Genomic DNA, 19,009 nt, shown 5'->3' with positions numbered 1-19,009 from the left:
GTGGAAGGATGATTAATTTTTCTTGCAAGTAGAATGGAAAACAGCAGTGATTGTGCAGATACGCAATGATTGCGCCTTTTTGCAGGAAAGTTAAGAGTCTTGTTCACAGATATGGATCATTGGCCGCATACGTCTGATATGGGGATGGTTTGTGCTATGAGAAGCTGCAGGAATTGACTTTCTTGCAGTTTTTTTGACGTTAGGAGGCAGGGAGCAATGTCGATGATAAAAGTAGAAAATCTTACGTTTTCTTATCCGTCCAGTTATGATCCTATTTTTGAAAATGTGAGTTTTCAGATCGACACAGACTGGAAACTGGGATTTGTGGGGAGAAACGGCAGAGGAAAGACGACGTTTTTAAATCTTTTGATGGATCAGTATGAGTATCGGGGGAAAATTATAAAATCAGTCCGGTTTGATTATTTTCCGTATTTGGTAAAAGATACAAAAAAGTGGACGATGGAAGTACTGAATGAGGTGTGTCCGCAGGCAGAAGAGTGGCAGATACGGAAGGAACTTTACGCTTTGGAAGTGGATGAAGAAGTGCTTTGGCGTCCTTTTGAGACGCTTTCCAACGGAGAACAGACGAAAGTCCTTCTTGCAGCACTGTTTTTGAATGAAGGACATTTTCTGTTGATCGATGAGCCGACCAATCATCTGGATACACATGGCAGACAGATTGTATCGGAGTATTTGAGAAAAAGGAAGGGATTTATTCTGGTGTCCCATGACAGGTGTTTCCTGGATGGGTGTGTGGATCATATTTTATCCTTGAATCGAAGTAATATTGAAGTACAGAGCGGGACTTTTTCTGCGTTTCTTCAAAATTTTGAACAACAGCAGCGGTTGGAAGAAGCGCAGAATGCGTCTTTGAAAAAGGATATCCGAAGACTTTCGCAGTCAGCAAAACGTACACAAGGATGGTCAGACCGAGTGGAAGCCTCCAAAACCGGGGCTGCGGATAAAGGGTATATCGGGCATAAGTCTGCGAAGATGATGAAACGGGCCAAGTCGATCGAAGCGAGACAACAAAAGGCAATCGAGCAGAAGTCAGGCCTTTTGAAAAACCAGGAAAGGGCAGAAGAGTTAAAGCTGCTGCCCTTGCAATATCGTTCGGATACTCTGGTTACTTTTTCAGAGGTGTCAGTCTGTTATGAGAAAAATCCGGTAAGCTGTCCGGTGTCCTTTTCTATCCGTCGTGGAGAGCGGGTGGTATTAGAAGGAAGCAATGGAAGCGGCAAAAGCAGTCTGCTCAAATTCGTGGTGGGAGAAGCTTTGGAGCATACAGGGACGATCACGATGGGATCTGGACTTGTCATTTCTTATGTACCACAGGATGCGTCACATTTGCAGGGGACACTTTCTGATTTTGCGAAAAAGAACCAGATCGAGGAAGCTTTATTCAAAGCAATCCTGCGGAAACTGGATTTTGAGAGGATTCAGTTTGAAAAGGAAATACAGGATTTTTCCGGTGGTCAGAAGAAAAAGGTGCTGATCGCAAAAAGTCTCTGCGAACAGGCACACTTATATGTGTGGGATGAACCGCTGAATTTTGTGGATCTGTATTCCAGGATGCAGATTGAACAGCTGATCCGGGAATTCTCCCCGACGATGCTTCTGGTCGAGCATGATCAGGCATTTCGGGAGGCCGTGGCGACAAAAGTTATTCAAATAGAAGGAAAGTAAGTGATGTGCTATAGCATTTTTTAAGAAAAGGACGCTTTATGACAGGTATCAAAAACCATTATTTATTGTAGAGAATGGTCTTGGAGCTGTAGATTATCCAAAATATAAAAAAGACGGAGAAATAGAAATTTATAGAATCAAACGGCGAGGTATTAGATTAAGAATCATTAGATTACGACACGGAAAGGTATGTTGCCTGTTAAGTTGATTGAACCGCCGTGTACCGAACGGTACGCACGGTGGTGTGAGTAGGAGAGATTTCTCGTTTAGAGAAATCTCTCCTACTCGATTTATTGAAAAATTATAGTTTTTTTAGCTTTGCAGCAGACCGCTTATGCATAACCAAAATCAATATTATCATACATAAAGCAGAAACAACTAAGGAGAGGATCAGATTTCCATTTGTCAAACCGATCACAAGATATCCAATGAGGCAGCAGGCTGCTACAGTTAATGAATATACCATTTGTGTAGAAACATGAACCAAATGGTCCACACCGGCACCGGCGCTTGAGAGAATGGTTGTATCGGATATCGGTGAGCAATGGTCTCCAAATACACTGCCGGCAAGTGTGGCTGCCAGGGAAGCGACGAGTAAATCAGGACAAATGGCTTGTGCAACAGGGATAATGATTGGGATTAAAATACCAAATGTTCCCCAGGATGTTCCAGTCGCAAAACTTAGGAATCCAGAAAGTAAAAATACCAAAGCCGGAAGAAATGCACCGGGAAGTCCGGTTGTTTCAACAAATGTTTTTACAAAAGCCGGTGTACTTAATAAATCTCTGCAAATACCACCGATTGTCCATGCGAGCATTAGAATACATCCGGAAGTGATCATTTGTTGCATTCCTTTTGTGAAGTTGTCCATAAATTCTTTGAAACTCATAATTTTTCTGGGAACATACAAACAAAGTGCAGTGATCAGCCCGGCAAAGCTGCCCCAAACGAGAGCTTGTGCAGCAACACAGTTTCCGAGTGCGGCAGTGATGCTGTGCAAAGCAGGATCACCGCTCCAATAGCCGCCGTTATATAGCATTCCGAGGATTGCTATGATAATTAAAACGAGAATAGGAAGGATCATGTCAATGACATGCCCTTTTTTTGCAGAAACTTCTTTGTCTGCATTTTTTTCTTCAAGTTCTCCTAAAACCCCTGTTTTTGCCAATGCTTCATGTTTTGCCATAGGGCCAAAATCCAGTGAAAAGGCACACACAAGTAAAACCATGAAAAGGCTGAGAAGGGCATAAAAATTGTATGGGATAGCCGTAATAAAGGCTTTGAATTCAGAGTCAAATGCACCTGTATTTTTTAAATAACTTCCAACTGCAGCAGCCCAACTTGATATTGGTGCAATAATACAGATTGGTGCAGCGGTTGCATCAATAATATAAGCCAATTTTGCACGGCTGACTTTATATCTGTCAGTGACTGGTTTCATAACCGTTCCTACTGTCAGGCAATTAAAATAGTCATCTAAAAAGATAAGACAGCCAAGTAAACTAGTGAGTAAAAGTGAAGAGCGTTTGGTACGAATCACCTTAGAGGCCCATTTTCCGTACGCTTCTGCACCACCTGATGCGTTGACAAGGTAAACTAAACCTCCTAATAAAAAGCAGAAAACCATGATATTCATATCTGTTTTTTGAATCATGACTTCAAATGCGGTGGAAACAGATCCGATAATCGGATTGGTACCTGACGCGAAAGAATAAATTAGTGTACCGGATAGAATCCCGGTTATCAGTGAAAAAAGTACTTCTTTGGTAATCAAAGCCAGAATAATCGCAATTACTGGCGGGAGGATTGATAACCATCCTACATATACAGCATCCATAAAAAATCTCCTTACTTGTAAATTTTAATACAGTATTCATTGTTGAAAAGATGTAATTGACGAAATTCGCATGTCAAGTAAGGAAGAATAATTTCCAGGATAATGTGGAATACTCTGTTGCAGGAACAAGAACAGAATATTCAGGAAAGAAATTATAAAGTGTCTTCATAAAAATACCTCCTTTCAAAAAATATAGCATACACACAAATTGATTAAATGAAAAATGTGTATCAAAAAATGTAAAGATGTACATATACTAGATGAGTGGATAATAGCACGAAATGGCAAAATGTTCAATATATATCATTGAAAATATTTATTTTTGGTTAAAATAACTTATATTAGAAATAAAAAACTAGATAGAATAAATAAAATATTGACATTATATATACTGATGATATAATTTATAGATGTAAAATGTATTGAAAAAACATTAATTATATATAAAACGAAAAAAAGAGGAGCGCAATGGGGAAAAAGTTATTAGCATTAGATATTGATGGAACGTCTGTATGTGATGATTATAGTATGGGAGAAAAAAGTAAGAGAGCTATTCAATTAGCACAGAAGAAAGGATGCATTGTTGCATTCGTTTCCGGCAGAAGAGAAATGGATATGCTTACATTAAAGGAGGATCAATGGATTACAGATTATCAGATCCTTAATACGGGTGGGAAGATTATTAGGTGTGCAGATAAAAAAATCTTATATGATAAGAGGATTCCTTCAGAGGTTTGTAAGAAATTAATTTCATATTGTATGGAAAATGGACTTCAGATTCAATGGTGCAATGGGCTTAAATGGTATGTTTCTAAAATGACAGATGCAACTGCGGAATACGCAAAGGAAATCAACCTTTTGCCGAAGGTTGTGGATGTGTTTGAAAAAGTGGATTTTCAAGAAAAGATAGAAAGTTTTATGGCAGCGAAAGATTGGGAACGTGTAGCTGCATATATTGATTCTTCCATATTTGAGCTGACCTACACAAATTCTGAACCGGGTTCCATTGATATTATAGACAGGAATATAACAAAATGGCAGGGAATTGAAATTCTTGCAAATGAATTAGGGATCGCTTATGAAGATATAATCACAGTTGGAAACTATTACAATGACCTGGATATGCTGCAGAGGGCTGCTGTTGGAATTGCTGTCGGAAATGCAGTAGAGATTGTGAAAAATCAAGCGGATTTTGTTATGGAAAGAGATAACAATCACGATGTGGTAGAAGAAATTGTTACGAAAATGTTGAATCATGAGTTTGATTTATAAAAATAAATCGAAAAAAGGAAGGAGTGATGATATGAGCATGGTGTTCTGTAGACTGGAAGCAGGATGAAACTTACGGAGATGAGAGGCAGAATTATATGAGTTTAGGAGGTTGATTATGAAAATAGGAATGTTTACAAGTGGATATCAGAGAAATCCGTTGGAAGATTGTTTTAAAGATGCGAAAAGATTTGGATATGACTACATTGAGCTGTGGGGAGCTCGTCCACATGCGTATACATATGATCTGAAAGCAGGTGCGATTCATGAAGTTCGGCGTTTGATCGAGAAGTATGAGATTCCTGTTCGTGGATTTACGCCGGAACACAATGCATATCCATTTAACTATATGATCGGCACAGAAGCAATGCGGCAGGAATCCGTGGAGTATTTGAAGACCTCTATGGATATGGCAAAAGAAATGGGTGCAGATTTTACACTGATCAGTGCAGGACATTCGGGCTATGGAACCACATACAAAGAAATGTGGGATCGTTTAGTGAAAACTGTGCGGGAATTAGCAGATCATGCAGAAAAGATACAACATAAATTAATCATGGAAACATTGACAACATATGAGTCAAATGTGATAAAAAATGCCAACGATTTACAGGAGCTCTTTCGATGGGTTGACTCTCCATATTTAGTTGGAATGTGTGATATTGTTGCACCATTTACACAATCGGAGAGTATTATGGATTATTTTGATAAGTTGGGAGACAAGATGTATCATATGCACATCATTGATGGAGTATCTGATTCGGATTCTCATGTTATGCCGGGAGAAGGTCAGATCCCATTGCAAGAGCTGTTTTATGAATTGAAGGACATTGATTATCAGGGAACGGCAACAATTGAATTGGTTACAGGATATATCAATGAACCTAGAATGTATGGAAGAAGAGCAATTAACAATATTCGTGAAATGATGGATAAAGCAGGATATTAAGGCTATATTGTCAATATAAAAATTCCTCTTTGCAGAATTGCAAAAGAGGAATTTTTATATGTTGTTTCTGATATGGCAAAAACTATTTTATCAACAAATTTTCTTTGAGATAGTTGACAGACCGCTGTACAGAAGTATGAGGATCGTCCCAGTAAATGGAGTCATTGATTTCTAAATCTACGATTCCGGTATAATTATGCTTTTCTAAGATATTCAAGTATTCTTTTAATGGGAGGTTTCCGTCTCCGAGAATAAAATGACCGGAGGGATCTCCATCTGCATAATGAATGAATTGAATAGTGTCTTCTCCTAATACGTTATAATAATCTTCCAGGTTTTCTCCTGCGACTTCCATTGCAATCAAATCTACGCAGGTCTTTAAAGCAGGGCTGTGAACTTCGTTGAGCATTTCCTTCATCTGCGGAAGATTTACCAAAAGATTGCTTTCATATGGCTGCAGCTGCTCAAGTAAAATAGAAATACCACGTTTTTCAGCCATTTCACAAATCTTATGTATCGTTTCAACGGCGCGCTTCCAGCTGTCTTCTCTTGGAATATCGAGAGGGCCACACCCGCTGTTCATGAAAACACGGTTTGTACCAAGCGTTAGAGCATCGTCCATTGCCATGTCAAAGTAATCGACTGTACGATCCCGGATGGGCTGTTCTGGTGCACTGAAACTATATGGATATCCAAGGGTTTCAGGTGTATACATAACATATTTCATTCCCAGACTTTCTGCTTTTCGTCTCATCTCGAGAAGTTTTCGTTCTGCAGATGACGAGGTTAAGTAGTCGAGCCTGCAGTAATGAGGGGATCCGCCCCATAGATCAAGGTTCTTGATACCGCATTGATGCATCGAATCAAGATAGTAATCGAACGTGTAGTGTACGTATTGCACACTCATAACAGCAATCTGGTCCATTGTGATAATTGACATGCTAACACCTCCATGATATAATTTTTCTGTAGATAAGTATATAAAATAACAAACAATTATAAATAAAGAATATCATATCATGTTTAAAAGTCAATAGATAAAATGAAAAAATATTGGAGGCGATGAATATGGATACATTCATCCAAAATAAGACGAACAGGAAAGATTCTATGCTGCATGAATTATGGATTCTGGGGATGCCAACGATCGTAGAACAACTGCTGCAAACGGTTGTGTCGTATGTTGATACTGCAATGGTCGGGCAGATTGGTGCGATCGCGAGTGCTGCAATAGGATTGACAGCTACAGTGAACTGGCTGTTCAATGGAATGTTTTTTGCTGTTAGTATGGGAATGCTAAGTTATATAGCGAGGTATACCGGAGAAGGGGATGTAGTGATGGCACATCGCACATCGTCACAGGCTCTGTGGGTTGTTGTTTTTTTAGGGATTGCAGAAACAATCATTGCATTGCTGATCAGTCCGGTATTGCCGCAGTGGATGGGCGCAAGCAGGGAAATATGGAAAGATGCGAGCGAATATTTTTTCATTATAAACTGTCCATTGCTGTTTAGAGGGAGTTTGATCGTATATGGAAATATTTTAAGGGCGAATAAAGATTCCAAAACGCCATTATATATCAATCTGAGTGTAAATATTTTAAATATTATGTTAAATCAATTGTTGATTGGCACAGGTACTGCCTTTGTTTTGTTTGGGGAAAAAATAGTAATTCCGGGAGCAGGCTGGGGTGTGAAAGGAGCTGCTTTTGCTACAGCGCTCAGTCAGAGCATAGGAGGAATTGCAATTTTTATTGCTGCGATGCATAATCCGTTGCTAACGGTGACAGGCGGATTATTGAGACCGAAGTGGACAATTTTGAAGGATTGTATTCGAGTTTCCATGCCATTGGTCGGACAAAGAATGGTGATGGGATGTGGTTATGTAGTTTTTTCAGGACTGGTTGCAGGACTTGGAACGCTGAGTGTGGCAGCACATTCAATAGCGTTAATCATCGAACAAGCTTTTTATGTACCGGGATATGGGATTCAAACAGCAGTCAGTACTCTTTCCGGGAATGCGATGGGCAGGAAGAGTGAAAAAGAACTGGAATCCGTGGTTAAGTCGGGACTTTTCGTTGCTGTATCGATTATGACTACGATGGCAATTGGACTTTTTGCAAAAGCATCCGGTATCATGGCCTTGTTTACGATCGACAAAAATGTGATCAAACTGGGGGCCGTATTGTTGAGAATCGTGGCTGTGAGTGAGCCTCTTTATGCAGCATTGATTATCTATGAAGGTGTTTTCTTTGGTATTGGAGATACCAAAATGCCATTTTTGTTCTCTGTATTAACCATGTGGGGAATTCGGATATGTATGACATGGGGATATGTAAGTATGATAGGGAACAATTTAAAAATAGTCTGGGCTTTTATGGTAATGGATAATGTATGCAGGTGTATTCTGCTCTGGTGGTGGTACCGGAAAAGAAAGCAAAATACATTCATCGAATAAACAATAATAGTTGGAAAACCAACGAAAAAGTGATAATATAATACATATTCAGAACTAATACAAGGGAGGGATATTATATGGAATATCGAATTCCGCCAGGTGTAGAAGCGGTAGAAAAATTGGAAGATTTTATTGTGGTGAATCGACTAGCGCCGAATACAAGAATTCCATCAGAAAGAGACTTGTGTGAGATGTGGGGCGTAAGCAGATCTACACTAAGACAAGCGGTTGATGCATTGGTTTGCCGTGGCGTTCTGTATAGAATAAGCGGTTCAGGGGTTTATGTTTCCGGCGGCAAAAAAAATCGAAATATGGTTGGTGTAGATTCCATGGTCGGAGAGCTTCGTCAGCAGGGTGCTATTTTGGTTAAAAAAATTATTTCCTGCAGAAAAATGGAAGCAACCAAACAGATTTCAAAGAAATTGCGAGTACCGTTAGGACGTCAGGTTTATGAATATGTTCTTCTTAGAAAGATTGATGATATTCCGTGTATTTTAGAAACAACCTATATAGATTGTGAACGTTTCCCGGATTTTGATAAATATTATAACGAAAAAAATAGTATGGGACGTGTTGTGAAAAATATTTACCATAAAAAGCAGGTTGCCGGCGAGGAACGAATCAGTGTTACTTATGCAAGTGAACACGAAGCGGAATTTTTAGAAGTGCCTTCAGAGACGCCGCTGTTTTTTACATCAGGGATAATTGAAGATGAAGAAGGAATTGTTGTAATGTATTATAAACAATTGCTCAGAGGTGATAAATTCAAATTTGTAAGTAGGATTGATAATGAGCAGTCATAGCGCAGGCATATAAAGGAGAATACAGTGGATTCAGCAGAAAAAATGGTATATGAAGATGAAAAATTAAGTTATCGGACTCCGATTTATTTACAGTTAAGAGAAATTATAAGAAATAGAATCGAAGAAGGCGAGTATCTGCCTGGAACAGCGATTCCATCGGAAAATAAACTGGCAGAAACGTATGGGATCAATCGTTTGACAGTTCGAAATGCGGTTGATACTCTGGTGAATGAAGGGGTTCTGCAGAGGGTACAGGGAAAAGGTGTTTTTGTTGTTGGCGATAAATACGAAGAGAATCTGGAAGAGCACGGTGGTTTTGTAAGCATTATGTCTTCAGGATCCAAAAGAGTTTCCGTAAAGGAACAGTCGAAAGTATACAGACCGGCAGGAAATAAATTTGCAAATTATTTCAATATTGAACCAGAGGATCTGATTTTTTGTGTGCGACATTTTATTACTTTAGATGGCGAACCGTTATCAATAGAAGATATTTATGTTCCGAAGGAAGTACTTCCGGAATTGGAAGTTGTGAATTCTTCTGTGTTTACGATTAAGGACATTTTTGCATTTTATGGGATTGAACTTTCAAGTATGCAGCAAACGATGGAGATTATAGAAGGGACAGCAAAGTTAAGAAAATTGTTGGGAGCTCCGGAGGGAGTTGCGATCATCATGCTTGGCTGCGATTATTGGGACAGCAATGGAAGAGCCATTGCATACAGTCGGTCATTCATAAGAAGTGATCGAAGTTCGTTTACAATTCGGCTTCATGATTAAGGAAAATGAGGCTGCTGTATAAAAATATTCAGACAGTGAAAGTATATTGCGAGATGATGAATTTCGAGTCAGACAATGGAGTGGGATTTTATAAGTCCCACTCCATTTGTTATGGTTTGATTGATTCTTTTTACACTGTCTGTTATGTATCCGTCCGCAGGTGAATGTATTTATTCTGAGAGTCTGTGCATCAAATCTACGGTTGCTGGATATAAAGCATCATAAATGCTCTGGTACTTTTTATAAGCTTGATGGTGATCCATGTCAGGATAATAAGTTTTTCCGGGTTTGATAAAGTCAGTTAATTTATCGAATGACTCGAATCCCGGATATTGGATTCCGGAAGCAGCCATTAATGCATCGCCAAAGCTTGCACCGACAGTGATTTTTGGTGTGCTGATCTCTTTTCCTGTGACATCTGCAACGATCTGCATCCAAAGCTCATTTTTTACTCCGCCTCCAACAGCGAAAATCTGATCGATCGGAACGTCATGACTTAGCATGATATTTAACTGCTGATTTACAGAATATGCAACAGATTCTAATGCGCTTCTATACATATGCTGACGAGTATGGGAGAGTGATAATCCGAAGAGAATGCCTTTTGCAAGTGGATCGTTGATTGGTGTTCGCTCACCTGCAAAATATGGCAATGTGATAAGTCCGTCGCTTCCGAGTGGAATATCGGCCACTCCATCCATCATTGTCTGATATGCATCGATACCATTTTCAGTTTCGAGTTTTACACAGTCTGAAAAAATGTGATCCCGGTACCATTTTGTAAGAGAACCTGCAGCGTTTGTGCCTGCAGAAATATCACAAAGTCCGGGAACGATAAATTCTTCACGCCACAGGCGTTCATCATCTACCAATTCCTTTGTTCCGAGAATCATATAGATAGAAGAACCGAATTGGATCATCATTTTACCAGGTGCAACAACACCGGTGCTGATTGCTTCTGCTCCCGAGTCATCTGTTCCGACGATAACAGGTGTTCCAACGGCAAGTCCTGTTTCCTGTGAAGCTTTTTCCGTTACATATCCGGCAATATCATTTGCTTCTTTTACTTCAGCTAATTGATCGGGGCGGCAAATTGGTTTGCATGTTTCCGGATTTGGTGTTCCGTCATTAAAATATAGCGGGTTGAAGCTTGCAAGACCAAGAAAACGATCTACCACGTAGTTTCCGGTAAGTTTTGCAGTGATAAAACTGGAACCTGTTAAAAACTTATGTGTTTTTTCATAGACTTCAGGTTCTTTGTTTTTAATCCAGAGTATCTTTGGCATTACATCGCTGGAACAGAGCGGACGACCATACCAGTTTCGAATCTGTTCTTCACCATACATTTGTGTGAGCTGTTCCATTTCATCGGTTGCACGTGCATCAATTCCGTATAAGATTGCTTTGCGAAGTGGACGGCATTGTTCATCGACAGGGAGACAGTCTGCACCAAGGGCGCTTGCTCCCACGGCTTTGATATCAGAAGGTGAAATATTCGCATTTTTGATCAATGCATTACTGATGATGCAAAAATCTCCCCACCAGTCTTTGTCTGCATCGTGTTCATAGTGGCCGGGAGCGGGATTTGTCATTGCATGTTCGGTCGTGTATTCTGCAATGATTTCTCCGTGAGAATTGATTAGTACCCCTTTGCTTGAGTTTGTTCCGGTATCAATACCCATGAAATAAGATTCCATAATAAAGTGATCCCCTTTCTATAAATACTATATAAGATGTGAAAATAGTATACCATATATGTTTTAAAATAACAATAATATGTTGCTTTGAAATGTGATTTAACGTGAAATTATTGAAAAAATGAATGAAAATATAAAATTTTATGGAAATATATGGAAATAATATAAAAAAGCCTTAAAAAACAAACAAATAAAGTTGATTTTATGGGGAGTATACGAAAAAACAGGGTGTAAATCTAAAATAAATTAAATATATACAAAAAGTGTATTAAAAAATTGTAAAAAATGTAGAAAAGGAATAAGTTTGAGAAATAGTATTGAAATATACAAGCAGAGAAATTATAATACAAAACAACGATAGATAAGAAAAAACTTATCAGTTTAAGAGAAAGGAGAGAGAATATGGCAAAGGAGAGTCCAAAAACACCAATTCAAGTACATGGAGGAGAAAAAGAGCTAACGAGACGCTTGGGGTTAATGTCAGCTATTGTGCTTGGTGTAGGAACAACTGTAGGATCAGGAATCTTTACTTCTGTAGGAGGTGTAGCGGGAACAGCAGGAACAGCCGTTATGACTATTTTGGCATTTTTGATTGGCGGTTTGATCATGATTCCACAGAATTTATGCTATACAGAGTTGATGACAGCATATCCTGAGGACGGTTTATTCATTGTGTATTTCCGGGAAGCCGGATGGAATTTCCTGTCATTCTTTGGCGGATGGTCCTGCTTCTGGGCAACAGACCCGGTAGGTATTGCGATTACAGCACTTACTGTAGGAAACTACCTTGCATACTTTACTGGTTGGGAGCCGGGAATGGTACGGGCAGTTGCAATCGGAATGATTATTGTCTTTACTGCATTGCATATGATTCGAATGGATGCAGGTGCAAAATTCCAGAATATAATTACAGCAGTTAAAATTGTTCCATTTATTCTTCTTGTAGTAGTTGGTCTGTTCTGTGTAACAGGTTCGAACTACAGCGCACCAGCGGTAGAAGGAGTATCACCAGGGGTTATGTCACTGTTATTGGGAATTGCAGCTACAACATGGTCTTATGATGGTATGCAGACATGTGGAACAATGGCTGGAGAGATTAAAAATCCACACAAGAATATTCCGATTGCTCTGATCGGAACCGTGCTTTTGGTTACATTGCTGTATACAGGTTTGTCTACAGCCTGTGTAGGTCTCTGTGATGTTTCAACTCTTGCAGCATCAGGAGCACCGGTCGCCACAGCATTTGAAGCAGTTCCGTTTATCGGAAAAGCTTCAGGAACAATTGCTGCATTTTTGGCAATTATAGTTGTAACAGGTTCACTTTCATCCCTGATCATGTTCCAGGCACGTGTTGAATACAAATGTGCAACAGAAGGATACTGGTGGAAATCCTGGGGAAAAGTACATCCTGTATGGAAAACACCTTATGTTTCTATGTTATGGCAGAGCGGATTTGCAATTGTTTTAGTATTTGCAACAACACTTCAGACTTTGTTGGGATACTTTACACTAATTTGTCTGATCCGAAATGTATTATGTTTCTGTACATGGTTTAAGGTTAGAACTATAAATGAGCAAATTTGAAAAATTGCACAAAACTACACTGCGAATTTCATAAATGAATCAAAATCATTGCTTTCCTTTGCGCATTGAAAAAGATAACGATACTTTTCCAGCTGAATGGTATCACAGATTTCGTGATATCCAGTTTCAAACGAACAGAACCTACCAGTACCCACTGCACACATGAAATGTGCCAGTGACATAAGCAGCCAGTACCTTTTGATTCCCTGTGCAGAGCGTATCTGATAGCTGTCCAGTGCCAGTTTATCCTTACACTGGCGGAAAAATACTTCAATCGGCCATCGACACACATACCAGGAAAGAATCTCCTGTGTAGATAGGGCTGCGTTTGTACTGATGAAAGCACGCAATGCTTTGGGATTACCAAATGCTTTTTCCGGATAACTCAAAAGAACTACCGCATTTTCTATGCCGTTGAGGTTTCCCTCGTACCGGTACACATAATAGTTTCGTTTTTTGACTGTCACAAGGTCAAATTCACGATGTGTAACAGACAATTCGGCGGCCAGTTCACGAAGTTTCTTTTTCATTCCCGATGGATACAGCAAACGGTTTGTTTTCAAAGCACCGATGGTATGGAATCCTCTCTGTGCAAAGGTATTGATTATCTTTTCAGAAACATACCAGCAGTCGCAAAGAAAATAGGACATTACCGGTGGAACAGGCAGCTCCTTTGCAATGCTTTGTACAATGTCAATCTTGGAAATTGACTTATTGTACATTACAAAAGCATAGTTCAGAACAATGCCATTGCAGGAAAGCATAACAGCAACTGCCTGATGCCCGTAGTCCTGTTTTCCCTTTAAATGGGATTGGTGAAAATACGCATCTTCAATCGGATGTAAAGCCCGTGACGAAGGCTTTGTCTTTGAAGCAATCGTATCGTCCACAATGCAGAAAACAGGCTTTCCGGTGCGTGCTGCTTCTGAATAAATAATCTCAATGACAGAGCATTTTAACGTATCTGAAAGTAATGAATCATCCCATTTTCCGGAATTGAGAAAATGGGCAATCGTCGTTCTGTGGCAGGAACTGTTTTTAGCAAAGTCCGTAGTTTTTCCATGATATCCTGAAATGAAAATACTGATTAGGATACTCATAAGATGGTTTATTACTCGGTTCGAATAAAATTTGCATAAGTTTAATTTTTTAAACTGGTTGTATATGAATGAGGAATGATGTATAGTATTTGCGAGAGACACCTTCTTTCGTAAATGTTGCAAATGTTTGTTTTGGCACTTTCATTATACAACACATGGAATCGAGGTGTCTTTCTTTTATGCAAAATCACGAACTTGCTCATTTATAGTAGTGACAACATTTATTGACACTCCATTATTCAGTACAATTGCAGCAGTATTGGCGATTGGAACAGCAATTCCATTCTACTTCTACTTCAAGAAAGTAAATGCAGATTTAATCGCAGAAAAGAAAGCTGAACATGATGCCCTGGAAAGAGCAATGGAAGAGGCAGCAAGGGGAGAAGCAAAGAATTAAATAATGATTTGTATTCCTGATATAAAAAGGGGTACACGTTACTCCCTAATCTGTTTTTTAGAATGATTGGGGGGTATTTTTATACACATAGATTTTGGAGGGCAAAAAATGAAAACATATAGATTATCGAAAGAAGAAATTTTTCAATGGTGTTCAATTCCGAAAGAAGAATTGGCTTGTAAAGAAGGCTTGAAAGTAAAGCTGAATGTTTATGAAGATAAGGGAGCCTTGATGGAGAAACTTGGCAATATGATGGCAGATGAGGTAATCGAACATAATCAGAAAGAGATTCCTACGAAGTGGGTATTGCCGGCAGGGCCAACAGATGAATATGATATTTTTGTGAGACGTGTAAATGAAGAAAGAATCAGCCTGAAGAATCTGTGGATTTTCCATATGGATGAATTTTTAGATTGGGAAGGCCGCCCATTACCGGTTGCAGATACATATGAAAGTCTGGAAGGAACAATGAATGCATGCTTTTATGGTCGCATTGATGAAGAGTTAAACGTGCCAAAGGAACAGCGAATCTGGCCGAGAATCGACAACATTGATTATGCAGATAATTTGTGTGAGGAGCTGGGTGGTGTTGATACAGTATGGGCAGGAGTTGGAGCAACAGGTTTGGTTGCATTTAACGAAGCCCCCAGAAATTACTGTTATCGATTAACTGTAGATGAATATGCACAGGGAAAGACCAGGATTGTTGAGTTAAATGATGATTCTATGGTTGCAATGGCACACCGTTCTTTTGGATGTTGTCTGGACAGAATCCCACCCAAAGCGATTACGCTTGGATTTAAAGTCATGCTGTCAGCAAAAAGATGTGTTTATATGGTTGGAACTGGCCCTTGGAAACAGACCGTATGCAGAATTATTCTGTTTAGCGAACCAACTCTGGAGTATCCGGTTACCTTATTTCCTAAATATGTTCCAGAAGTGATTCTGTGTACAACAGAAGAAACAATTGATCACCCAATGGCGCATGAAACGAAAGGATGGTAATGAAGATGGAAAAAAAAGATGTAATTGTATTAAATAGTCATGGTGTTGGTCAATATGCCTATACAGATCATATGCCGAAATGGGGAGAAACGTTAAGTGTAAAAAAATGGCATGTGGCAGAAGATGGAGGAAAAGGAACAAATGTGGCTGTGGCATTAGGTCGATTGGGATTAAAAACAGCCTATATTGGGAAAGTAGGAAACGATCCGTGGGGAGATCTGGGAGAAAAATGGCTGGAGGATGCAGGAGTAGATCATACTTTTATGTATAGAACAGATGAAGTTTCTACAGGGACAGGACTGATTTTATTAGGACCAGATGGCCAAAATGCCATCATTGATGGCGACAGTTCCAGTGTAGCGTTGAAAGAGGAGGAAGTCATTCAGGCACTTGATGAAATGAAGGGATCGCAGTATTTTGTTACAGGGTTTGAAGTGCCTATGAAGATCGCTCTTTCTGGTGCAAAACATGCAAAGGAACTCGGAATGATCACAGCACTGAATCCAAGTCCGCTTCCGGAAGAAGACATGGGAAGGCTGGATTATGTGGATTACTTATTTATCAATGAAGTAGAAGCAAAATACATCTGTCAGGATGATGATGAAAAAGATCCAAAAGAGTTAATGAATAAAGTGCGTGAAAAGTATGGGGTTCAAAATGTAATTATGACTTTGGGAGGAGATGGAAGCGCGGCTCTTTGCAAGGATGAATACATGGAAGTAGCATCTGTGAAAGTAGAGAATGTTGTGAATACAGCAGGTGCAGGCGATGGATTTATGGCTGCAGTGATTGCAAATCTCGTTTGGGGGAAAGAATTAAAAGAAGCAATGGAATGGGCAAGTAAATATGCAGCATTATCCGTTACGATCGATGGGACAATACCGGCTTATCGACCATTAGAAGAAGTAGAAGCATTTATTTCCAGATGTTGTTAGGAGGGGAAGTATGAGTTTGCGTACTGCGATGATGGATGAGATTATGGAACAGGGAGAACTGCTTCAAGAAATATTTGAAAACAGGAAAGAAATCACAAAAAAGTTTGTGAAACTCTGCAAAGAACAGCAGTTTAAGAAAATTTATTTTGTGGGAAACGGATCCCCCTATTATGCGGGATACACGTTAAGTTTTGCGGCAGAAAAACTTATGGGAGCAGACGCAGTTGCGATTCCAGCGGGTGTGTTTCACAATCATTGTGTGTTTAACCGTGCAAAGCAGTATGCGAATGATGAAATCCTTCTGGTTTGTCCGGCCGAGTCCGGTCGGTCCAAAGGGCAGGTTGATGCAGCGCATCGTGCAAAAGAAGTTGGAATTAAAGTGATGTCAACAACTTTAAATCCAAACGGGATTCTGGCAGGATATTCCGATATTGTACTTACAAAACCAGGGCAGCATGAGCAGGCAATGGCGGCTACAAAAGGACAAACGATGGGGATTCTTTTGATCTTTCTCAATTTCCTGGAAGCGGCGTATCAGACGGGGAAGATAACGGAAGAAACATATCAGATGTATCTGGAAGGATGTAAACATTTGAGTGTCAATGTAAAGAAATCGATTCAGGATACGTGTAATTGGTTTTGGGAAAATAAAAGTCGTGTTATGGGTGCAGGAAAATATTTCCTGATCGGATATGGGGCAAATTATGGAACAGTACAGGAAGCGGGGCTGAAATTTTTAGAATGTCATGGAAAGCCAACGTATGCATTGGAATTGGAAGAATCACTTCATGGACCCTTTCGTGCCCTGCATAAAGATGACATGGTATTTTTTGTAGCAGCAGAAAAAGGGAATGAAAGAAATAGAATGGAAGCGCTGGCTGAAGCAATCGAGCCATATTGTAAACATAGAATTATCATTCAAAGTACGAAGGAGTTGGCTCAGGCAGATTCGTTACGGATACATAGTTCGGATCTGGAGTTGATCAATACAATGGAGTATTTGATCCCATTCCAGGTATTGTCGTTTTTGATTGCAGATGAGATGGGAATTGATTTGAGTATTCCGTTAGTTGCTTCACTAGATGATGCGATGAGCCCTGCATATGAGGATGAAAATGAAAATAGAGAAAAATTATGAAGATTCGTTAGTTTTGGCAGTTGATATAGGCGGATCGAAATACATAATAGGTTTTGTTGATTTTGAGGGGAATGTCCTGTATCAAGAAAGAATAGAGTGGATTTCCATGGATGAAAAATCGATCATCCATCAGATGATGGATTCGTTAGAAATGCTTTGCAGAAAAATGCCAGATTTATTTAAAAGAGTGGCAGTAGGTGGAGTTACGATCCCTGGATTTGCAGATCCTGTAACCGGTGTGTGGGAGGACTCTGATTTTTTAGATGTGCATGAATTTCCAATATGTGATGTGTTCCGGGAAAACACAGGGATTCCTTTTTATGCGGATAATGACTGCAATGCATGTGCGCTTGCAGAAAAGTACTTTGGAAGTGCGCAGGATAAAGATGATTTTCTGTATTTAACAGTGAGTACAGGAATTGGAGGTGCACTATATATAGAAGGAAATCTTTATTACGGAAGTCTGGGGCATGCAGGTGAGATCGGATTATTTGTAGTGGAAGAAAACGGAAGAGAATCTGATACCGGAAGTGTAAATGGAATTGTGGAAATGTATGCTTCAGGAAGAGGACTTTCAAGGAATTATCTGGAACTTGGCGGGAAACTGGAATCAGAAGAATCGCTGGGTGGGAAGACAATAGCAGAGTATGCAAGAAAAAATGATGAAATTGCGTTAAAAGCGATACGACGAGAAGGAATGTATTTGGGAAGAGTTATTGCCAATTCTTGTACATTTGCTGATTTCCAAAAGGTGATCATAGGCGGCGGGATTTCTTTGATGTTTGAACAATATAAGGAGTCTTTGCTCAAAGAATTTCAAAGAATTTTACCAGAAAGAAAGGTGGAAATTGAGTCTACGAAATTGGGGTATTCCGGAGCATTTTTAGGAGCGGCAGCAGTTGCATTACGTGGAAAGGAATGCACGGAAACATCTTTGAAAAATGGTTTTGGCCAGAAAATAACATTAGAGATCAAAATAACAGATTGTGCAGAGGCTTTTTTGGTAATAGATGGAAAAACATTGAAATGCAGGAATGCCAGGTTCGGTGAATTTTTATCGGCAGCACATATCTGTGAATCAGGCGATCAGCTCAATGAATTGTTGCAGAATGATGAAATCAGAAAGGCAGTGAAGCAATATTCGAGAGGTGATCAAGAGGCGAAGGATAAAATTTATGATCTTGGATACAAGATAGGGAAAGGAGTCGCATGTGCCTGTGTATTGTTAGATCCAGGAGAATTGCTTGTAGAAGGAAGTCTGGTTGGATTCAAAGACTTTCAAACAGGATTAAAAGATGCATTGATAAAAGAAACCTATTATCGGGGAGACTTTCCTTTTCAGATCCAATTTCAATAGAATTCAATAATGGAGGTG

General features: G+C 39.5%; 16 protein-coding genes and 1 pseudogene. 13 read left to right on the top strand and 4 right to left on the bottom strand.

Annotation, left to right across the window (positions count from 1 at the left end; all coding sequences use genetic code 11):
• Window positions 1-216 precede the first annotated feature (216 nt).
• Window positions 217-1,686 (top strand): ribosomal protection-like ABC-F family protein, encoded by a 1,470-nt coding sequence (gene abc-f / locus FXV78_RS01580; protein WP_039959509.1) that lies wholly within the window; start codon window positions 217-219, stop codon window positions 1,684-1,686.
• Window positions 1,687-1,717: 31 nt separating this feature from the next.
• Window positions 1,718-1,786 (top strand): annotated as a pseudogene (locus FXV78_RS18930) (family 1 glycosylhydrolase); the annotation flags it as partial.
• A 201-nt stretch (window positions 1,787-1,987) separates the two neighbouring features.
• On the opposite strand, the gene FXV78_RS01575 reads toward FXV78_RS18930, so the two are convergent.
• Window positions 1,988-3,523 carry a Na+/H+ antiporter NhaC family protein gene (locus FXV78_RS01575; protein WP_004841899.1) on the bottom strand — a complete coding sequence of 512 codons (1,536 nt, stop codon included), beginning with the start codon at window positions 3,521-3,523 and terminating at the stop codon, window positions 1,988-1,990.
• A 468-nt stretch (window positions 3,524-3,991) separates the two neighbouring features.
• Between FXV78_RS01575 and FXV78_RS01570 the strand changes: the two genes are divergently transcribed.
• Entirely contained in the window at window positions 3,992-4,795 is an 804-nt protein-coding gene (locus FXV78_RS01570) for a Cof-type HAD-IIB family hydrolase (RefSeq protein ID WP_004841895.1), read from the top strand.
• Between the two features lie 115 nt (window positions 4,796-4,910).
• Window positions 4,911-5,741, top strand: coding sequence for a fructoselysine 3-epimerase (gene frlC / locus FXV78_RS01565; protein ID WP_004841892.1), 831 nt, complete (start codon window positions 4,911-4,913; stop codon window positions 5,739-5,741).
• Between the two features lie 82 nt (window positions 5,742-5,823).
• Here the strand turns inward: frlC and FXV78_RS01560 are convergent, their stop codons facing one another.
• Window positions 5,824-6,681 carry a sugar phosphate isomerase/epimerase family protein gene (locus FXV78_RS01560; RefSeq protein ID WP_004841889.1) on the bottom strand — a complete coding sequence of 286 codons (858 nt, stop codon included), beginning with the start codon at window positions 6,679-6,681 and terminating at the stop codon, window positions 5,824-5,826.
• 128 nt (window positions 6,682-6,809) lie between these two features.
• On the opposite strand from FXV78_RS01560, the gene FXV78_RS01555 reads away from it, so the two are divergent.
• From FXV78_RS01555 to FXV78_RS01545, 3 genes are all read left to right on the top strand, one after another.
• Window positions 6,810-8,198 (top strand): MATE family efflux transporter, encoded by a 1,389-nt coding sequence (locus FXV78_RS01555; protein ID WP_039959508.1) that lies wholly within the window; start codon window positions 6,810-6,812, stop codon window positions 8,196-8,198.
• A gap of 77 nt (window positions 8,199-8,275) precedes the next feature.
• Window positions 8,276-9,001 carry a GntR family transcriptional regulator gene (locus tag FXV78_RS01550; RefSeq protein ID WP_004841887.1) on the top strand — a complete coding sequence of 242 codons (726 nt, stop codon included), beginning with the start codon at window positions 8,276-8,278 and terminating at the stop codon, window positions 8,999-9,001.
• Between the two features lie 24 nt (window positions 9,002-9,025).
• Window positions 9,026-9,778, top strand: a complete 753-nt coding sequence (locus FXV78_RS01545; protein ID WP_233447396.1) for a GntR family transcriptional regulator — start codon at window positions 9,026-9,028, stop codon at window positions 9,776-9,778.
• A gap of 170 nt (window positions 9,779-9,948) precedes the next feature.
• On the opposite strand, the gene FXV78_RS01540 is transcribed toward FXV78_RS01545, so the two are convergent.
• Window positions 9,949-11,475: an FGGY-family carbohydrate kinase gene (locus FXV78_RS01540; RefSeq protein ID WP_004841882.1), complete on the bottom strand. Its 1,527-nt coding sequence runs from the start codon at window positions 11,473-11,475 to the stop codon at window positions 9,949-9,951.
• A 402-nt stretch (window positions 11,476-11,877) separates the two neighbouring features.
• On the opposite strand from FXV78_RS01540, the gene FXV78_RS01535 reads away from it, so the two are divergent.
• The gene (locus tag FXV78_RS01535) at window positions 11,878-13,059 is read left to right on the top strand and encodes an amino acid permease (RefSeq protein ID WP_004841880.1); all 1,182 of its coding nucleotides are present in this window, start codon (window positions 11,878-11,880) and stop codon (window positions 13,057-13,059) included.
• 14 nt (window positions 13,060-13,073) lie between these two features.
• Here FXV78_RS01535 and FXV78_RS01530 read toward each other — a convergent pair whose 3' ends face one another.
• Complete coding sequence (locus FXV78_RS01530; RefSeq protein ID WP_004841879.1) at window positions 13,074-14,159, bottom strand: IS701 family transposase; 1,086 nt, start codon at window positions 14,157-14,159, stop codon at window positions 13,074-13,076.
• 211 nt (window positions 14,160-14,370) lie between these two features.
• On the opposite strand from FXV78_RS01530, the gene FXV78_RS01525 reads away from it, so the two are divergent.
• From FXV78_RS01525 to FXV78_RS01505, 5 genes are all read left to right on the top strand, one after another.
• The gene (locus FXV78_RS01525; protein ID WP_004841877.1) at window positions 14,371-14,556 is read left to right on the top strand and encodes a hypothetical protein; all 186 of its coding nucleotides are present in this window, start codon (window positions 14,371-14,373) and stop codon (window positions 14,554-14,556) included.
• 108 nt (window positions 14,557-14,664) lie between these two features.
• The gene (locus FXV78_RS01520) at window positions 14,665-15,561 is read left to right on the top strand and encodes a 6-phosphogluconolactonase (protein WP_039959504.1); all 897 of its coding nucleotides are present in this window, start codon (window positions 14,665-14,667) and stop codon (window positions 15,559-15,561) included.
• A 5-nt stretch (window positions 15,562-15,566) separates the two neighbouring features.
• Complete coding sequence (locus FXV78_RS01515) at window positions 15,567-16,496, top strand: ribokinase (RefSeq protein ID WP_050785330.1); 930 nt, start codon at window positions 15,567-15,569, stop codon at window positions 16,494-16,496.
• A gap of 10 nt (window positions 16,497-16,506) precedes the next feature.
• Window positions 16,507-17,634 (top strand): SIS domain-containing protein, encoded by a 1,128-nt coding sequence (locus FXV78_RS01510; RefSeq protein ID WP_004841870.1) that lies wholly within the window; start codon window positions 16,507-16,509, stop codon window positions 17,632-17,634.
• Window positions 17,612-18,991, top strand: a complete 1,380-nt coding sequence (locus FXV78_RS01505; protein ID WP_050785328.1) for an ROK family protein — start codon at window positions 17,612-17,614, stop codon at window positions 18,989-18,991. The genes FXV78_RS01510 and FXV78_RS01505 overlap by 23 nt, the downstream gene beginning before the upstream one ends.
• The last annotated feature ends 18 nt before the right edge of the window (window positions 18,992-19,009 follow it).

Source organism: Mediterraneibacter gnavus ATCC 29149 (assembly GCF_008121495.1).
Taxonomy (GTDB): domain Bacteria; phylum Bacillota; class Clostridia; order Lachnospirales; family Lachnospiraceae; genus Mediterraneibacter; species Mediterraneibacter gnavus.
This window is presented reverse-complemented; position numbering and strand designations above follow the sequence as displayed.

What these genes read in the sequence shown, in the direction of transcription:
- FXV78_RS01520 (WP_039959504.1), top strand. Translation starts at nt 14,665, where the DNA reads ATGAAAACATATAGATTATCGAAAGAAGAAATTTTTCAATGGTGTTCA.
- abc-f (WP_039959509.1), top strand. Translation starts at nt 217, where the DNA reads ATGTCGATGATAAAAGTAGAAAATCTTACGTTTTCTTATCCGTCCAGT.
- FXV78_RS01540 (WP_004841882.1), bottom strand. Translation starts at nt 11,475, where the DNA reads ATGGAATCTTATTTCATGGGTATTGATACCGGAACAAACTCAAGCAAA.
- FXV78_RS01555 (WP_039959508.1), top strand. Translation starts at nt 6,810, where the DNA reads ATGGATACATTCATCCAAAATAAGACGAACAGGAAAGATTCTATGCTG.
- FXV78_RS01535 (WP_004841880.1), top strand. Translation starts at nt 11,878, where the DNA reads ATGGCAAAGGAGAGTCCAAAAACACCAATTCAAGTACATGGAGGAGAA.
- FXV78_RS01515 (WP_050785330.1), top strand. Translation starts at nt 15,567, where the DNA reads ATGGAAAAAAAAGATGTAATTGTATTAAATAGTCATGGTGTTGGTCAA.
- FXV78_RS01510 (WP_004841870.1), top strand. Translation starts at nt 16,507, where the DNA reads ATGAGTTTGCGTACTGCGATGATGGATGAGATTATGGAACAGGGAGAA.
- FXV78_RS01505 (WP_050785328.1), top strand. Translation starts at nt 17,612, where the DNA reads ATGAAAATAGAGAAAAATTATGAAGATTCGTTAGTTTTGGCAGTTGAT.
- FXV78_RS01570 (WP_004841895.1), top strand. Translation starts at nt 3,992, where the DNA reads ATGGGGAAAAAGTTATTAGCATTAGATATTGATGGAACGTCTGTATGT.
- FXV78_RS01575 (WP_004841899.1), bottom strand. Translation starts at nt 3,523, where the DNA reads ATGGATGCTGTATATGTAGGATGGTTATCAATCCTCCCGCCAGTAATT.
- FXV78_RS01560 (WP_004841889.1), bottom strand. Translation starts at nt 6,681, where the DNA reads ATGTCAATTATCACAATGGACCAGATTGCTGTTATGAGTGTGCAATAC.
- FXV78_RS01550 (WP_004841887.1), top strand. Translation starts at nt 8,276, where the DNA reads ATGGAATATCGAATTCCGCCAGGTGTAGAAGCGGTAGAAAAATTGGAA.
- frlC (WP_004841892.1), top strand. Translation starts at nt 4,911, where the DNA reads ATGAAAATAGGAATGTTTACAAGTGGATATCAGAGAAATCCGTTGGAA.
- FXV78_RS01530 (WP_004841879.1), bottom strand. Translation starts at nt 14,159, where the DNA reads ATGAGTATCCTAATCAGTATTTTCATTTCAGGATATCATGGAAAAACT.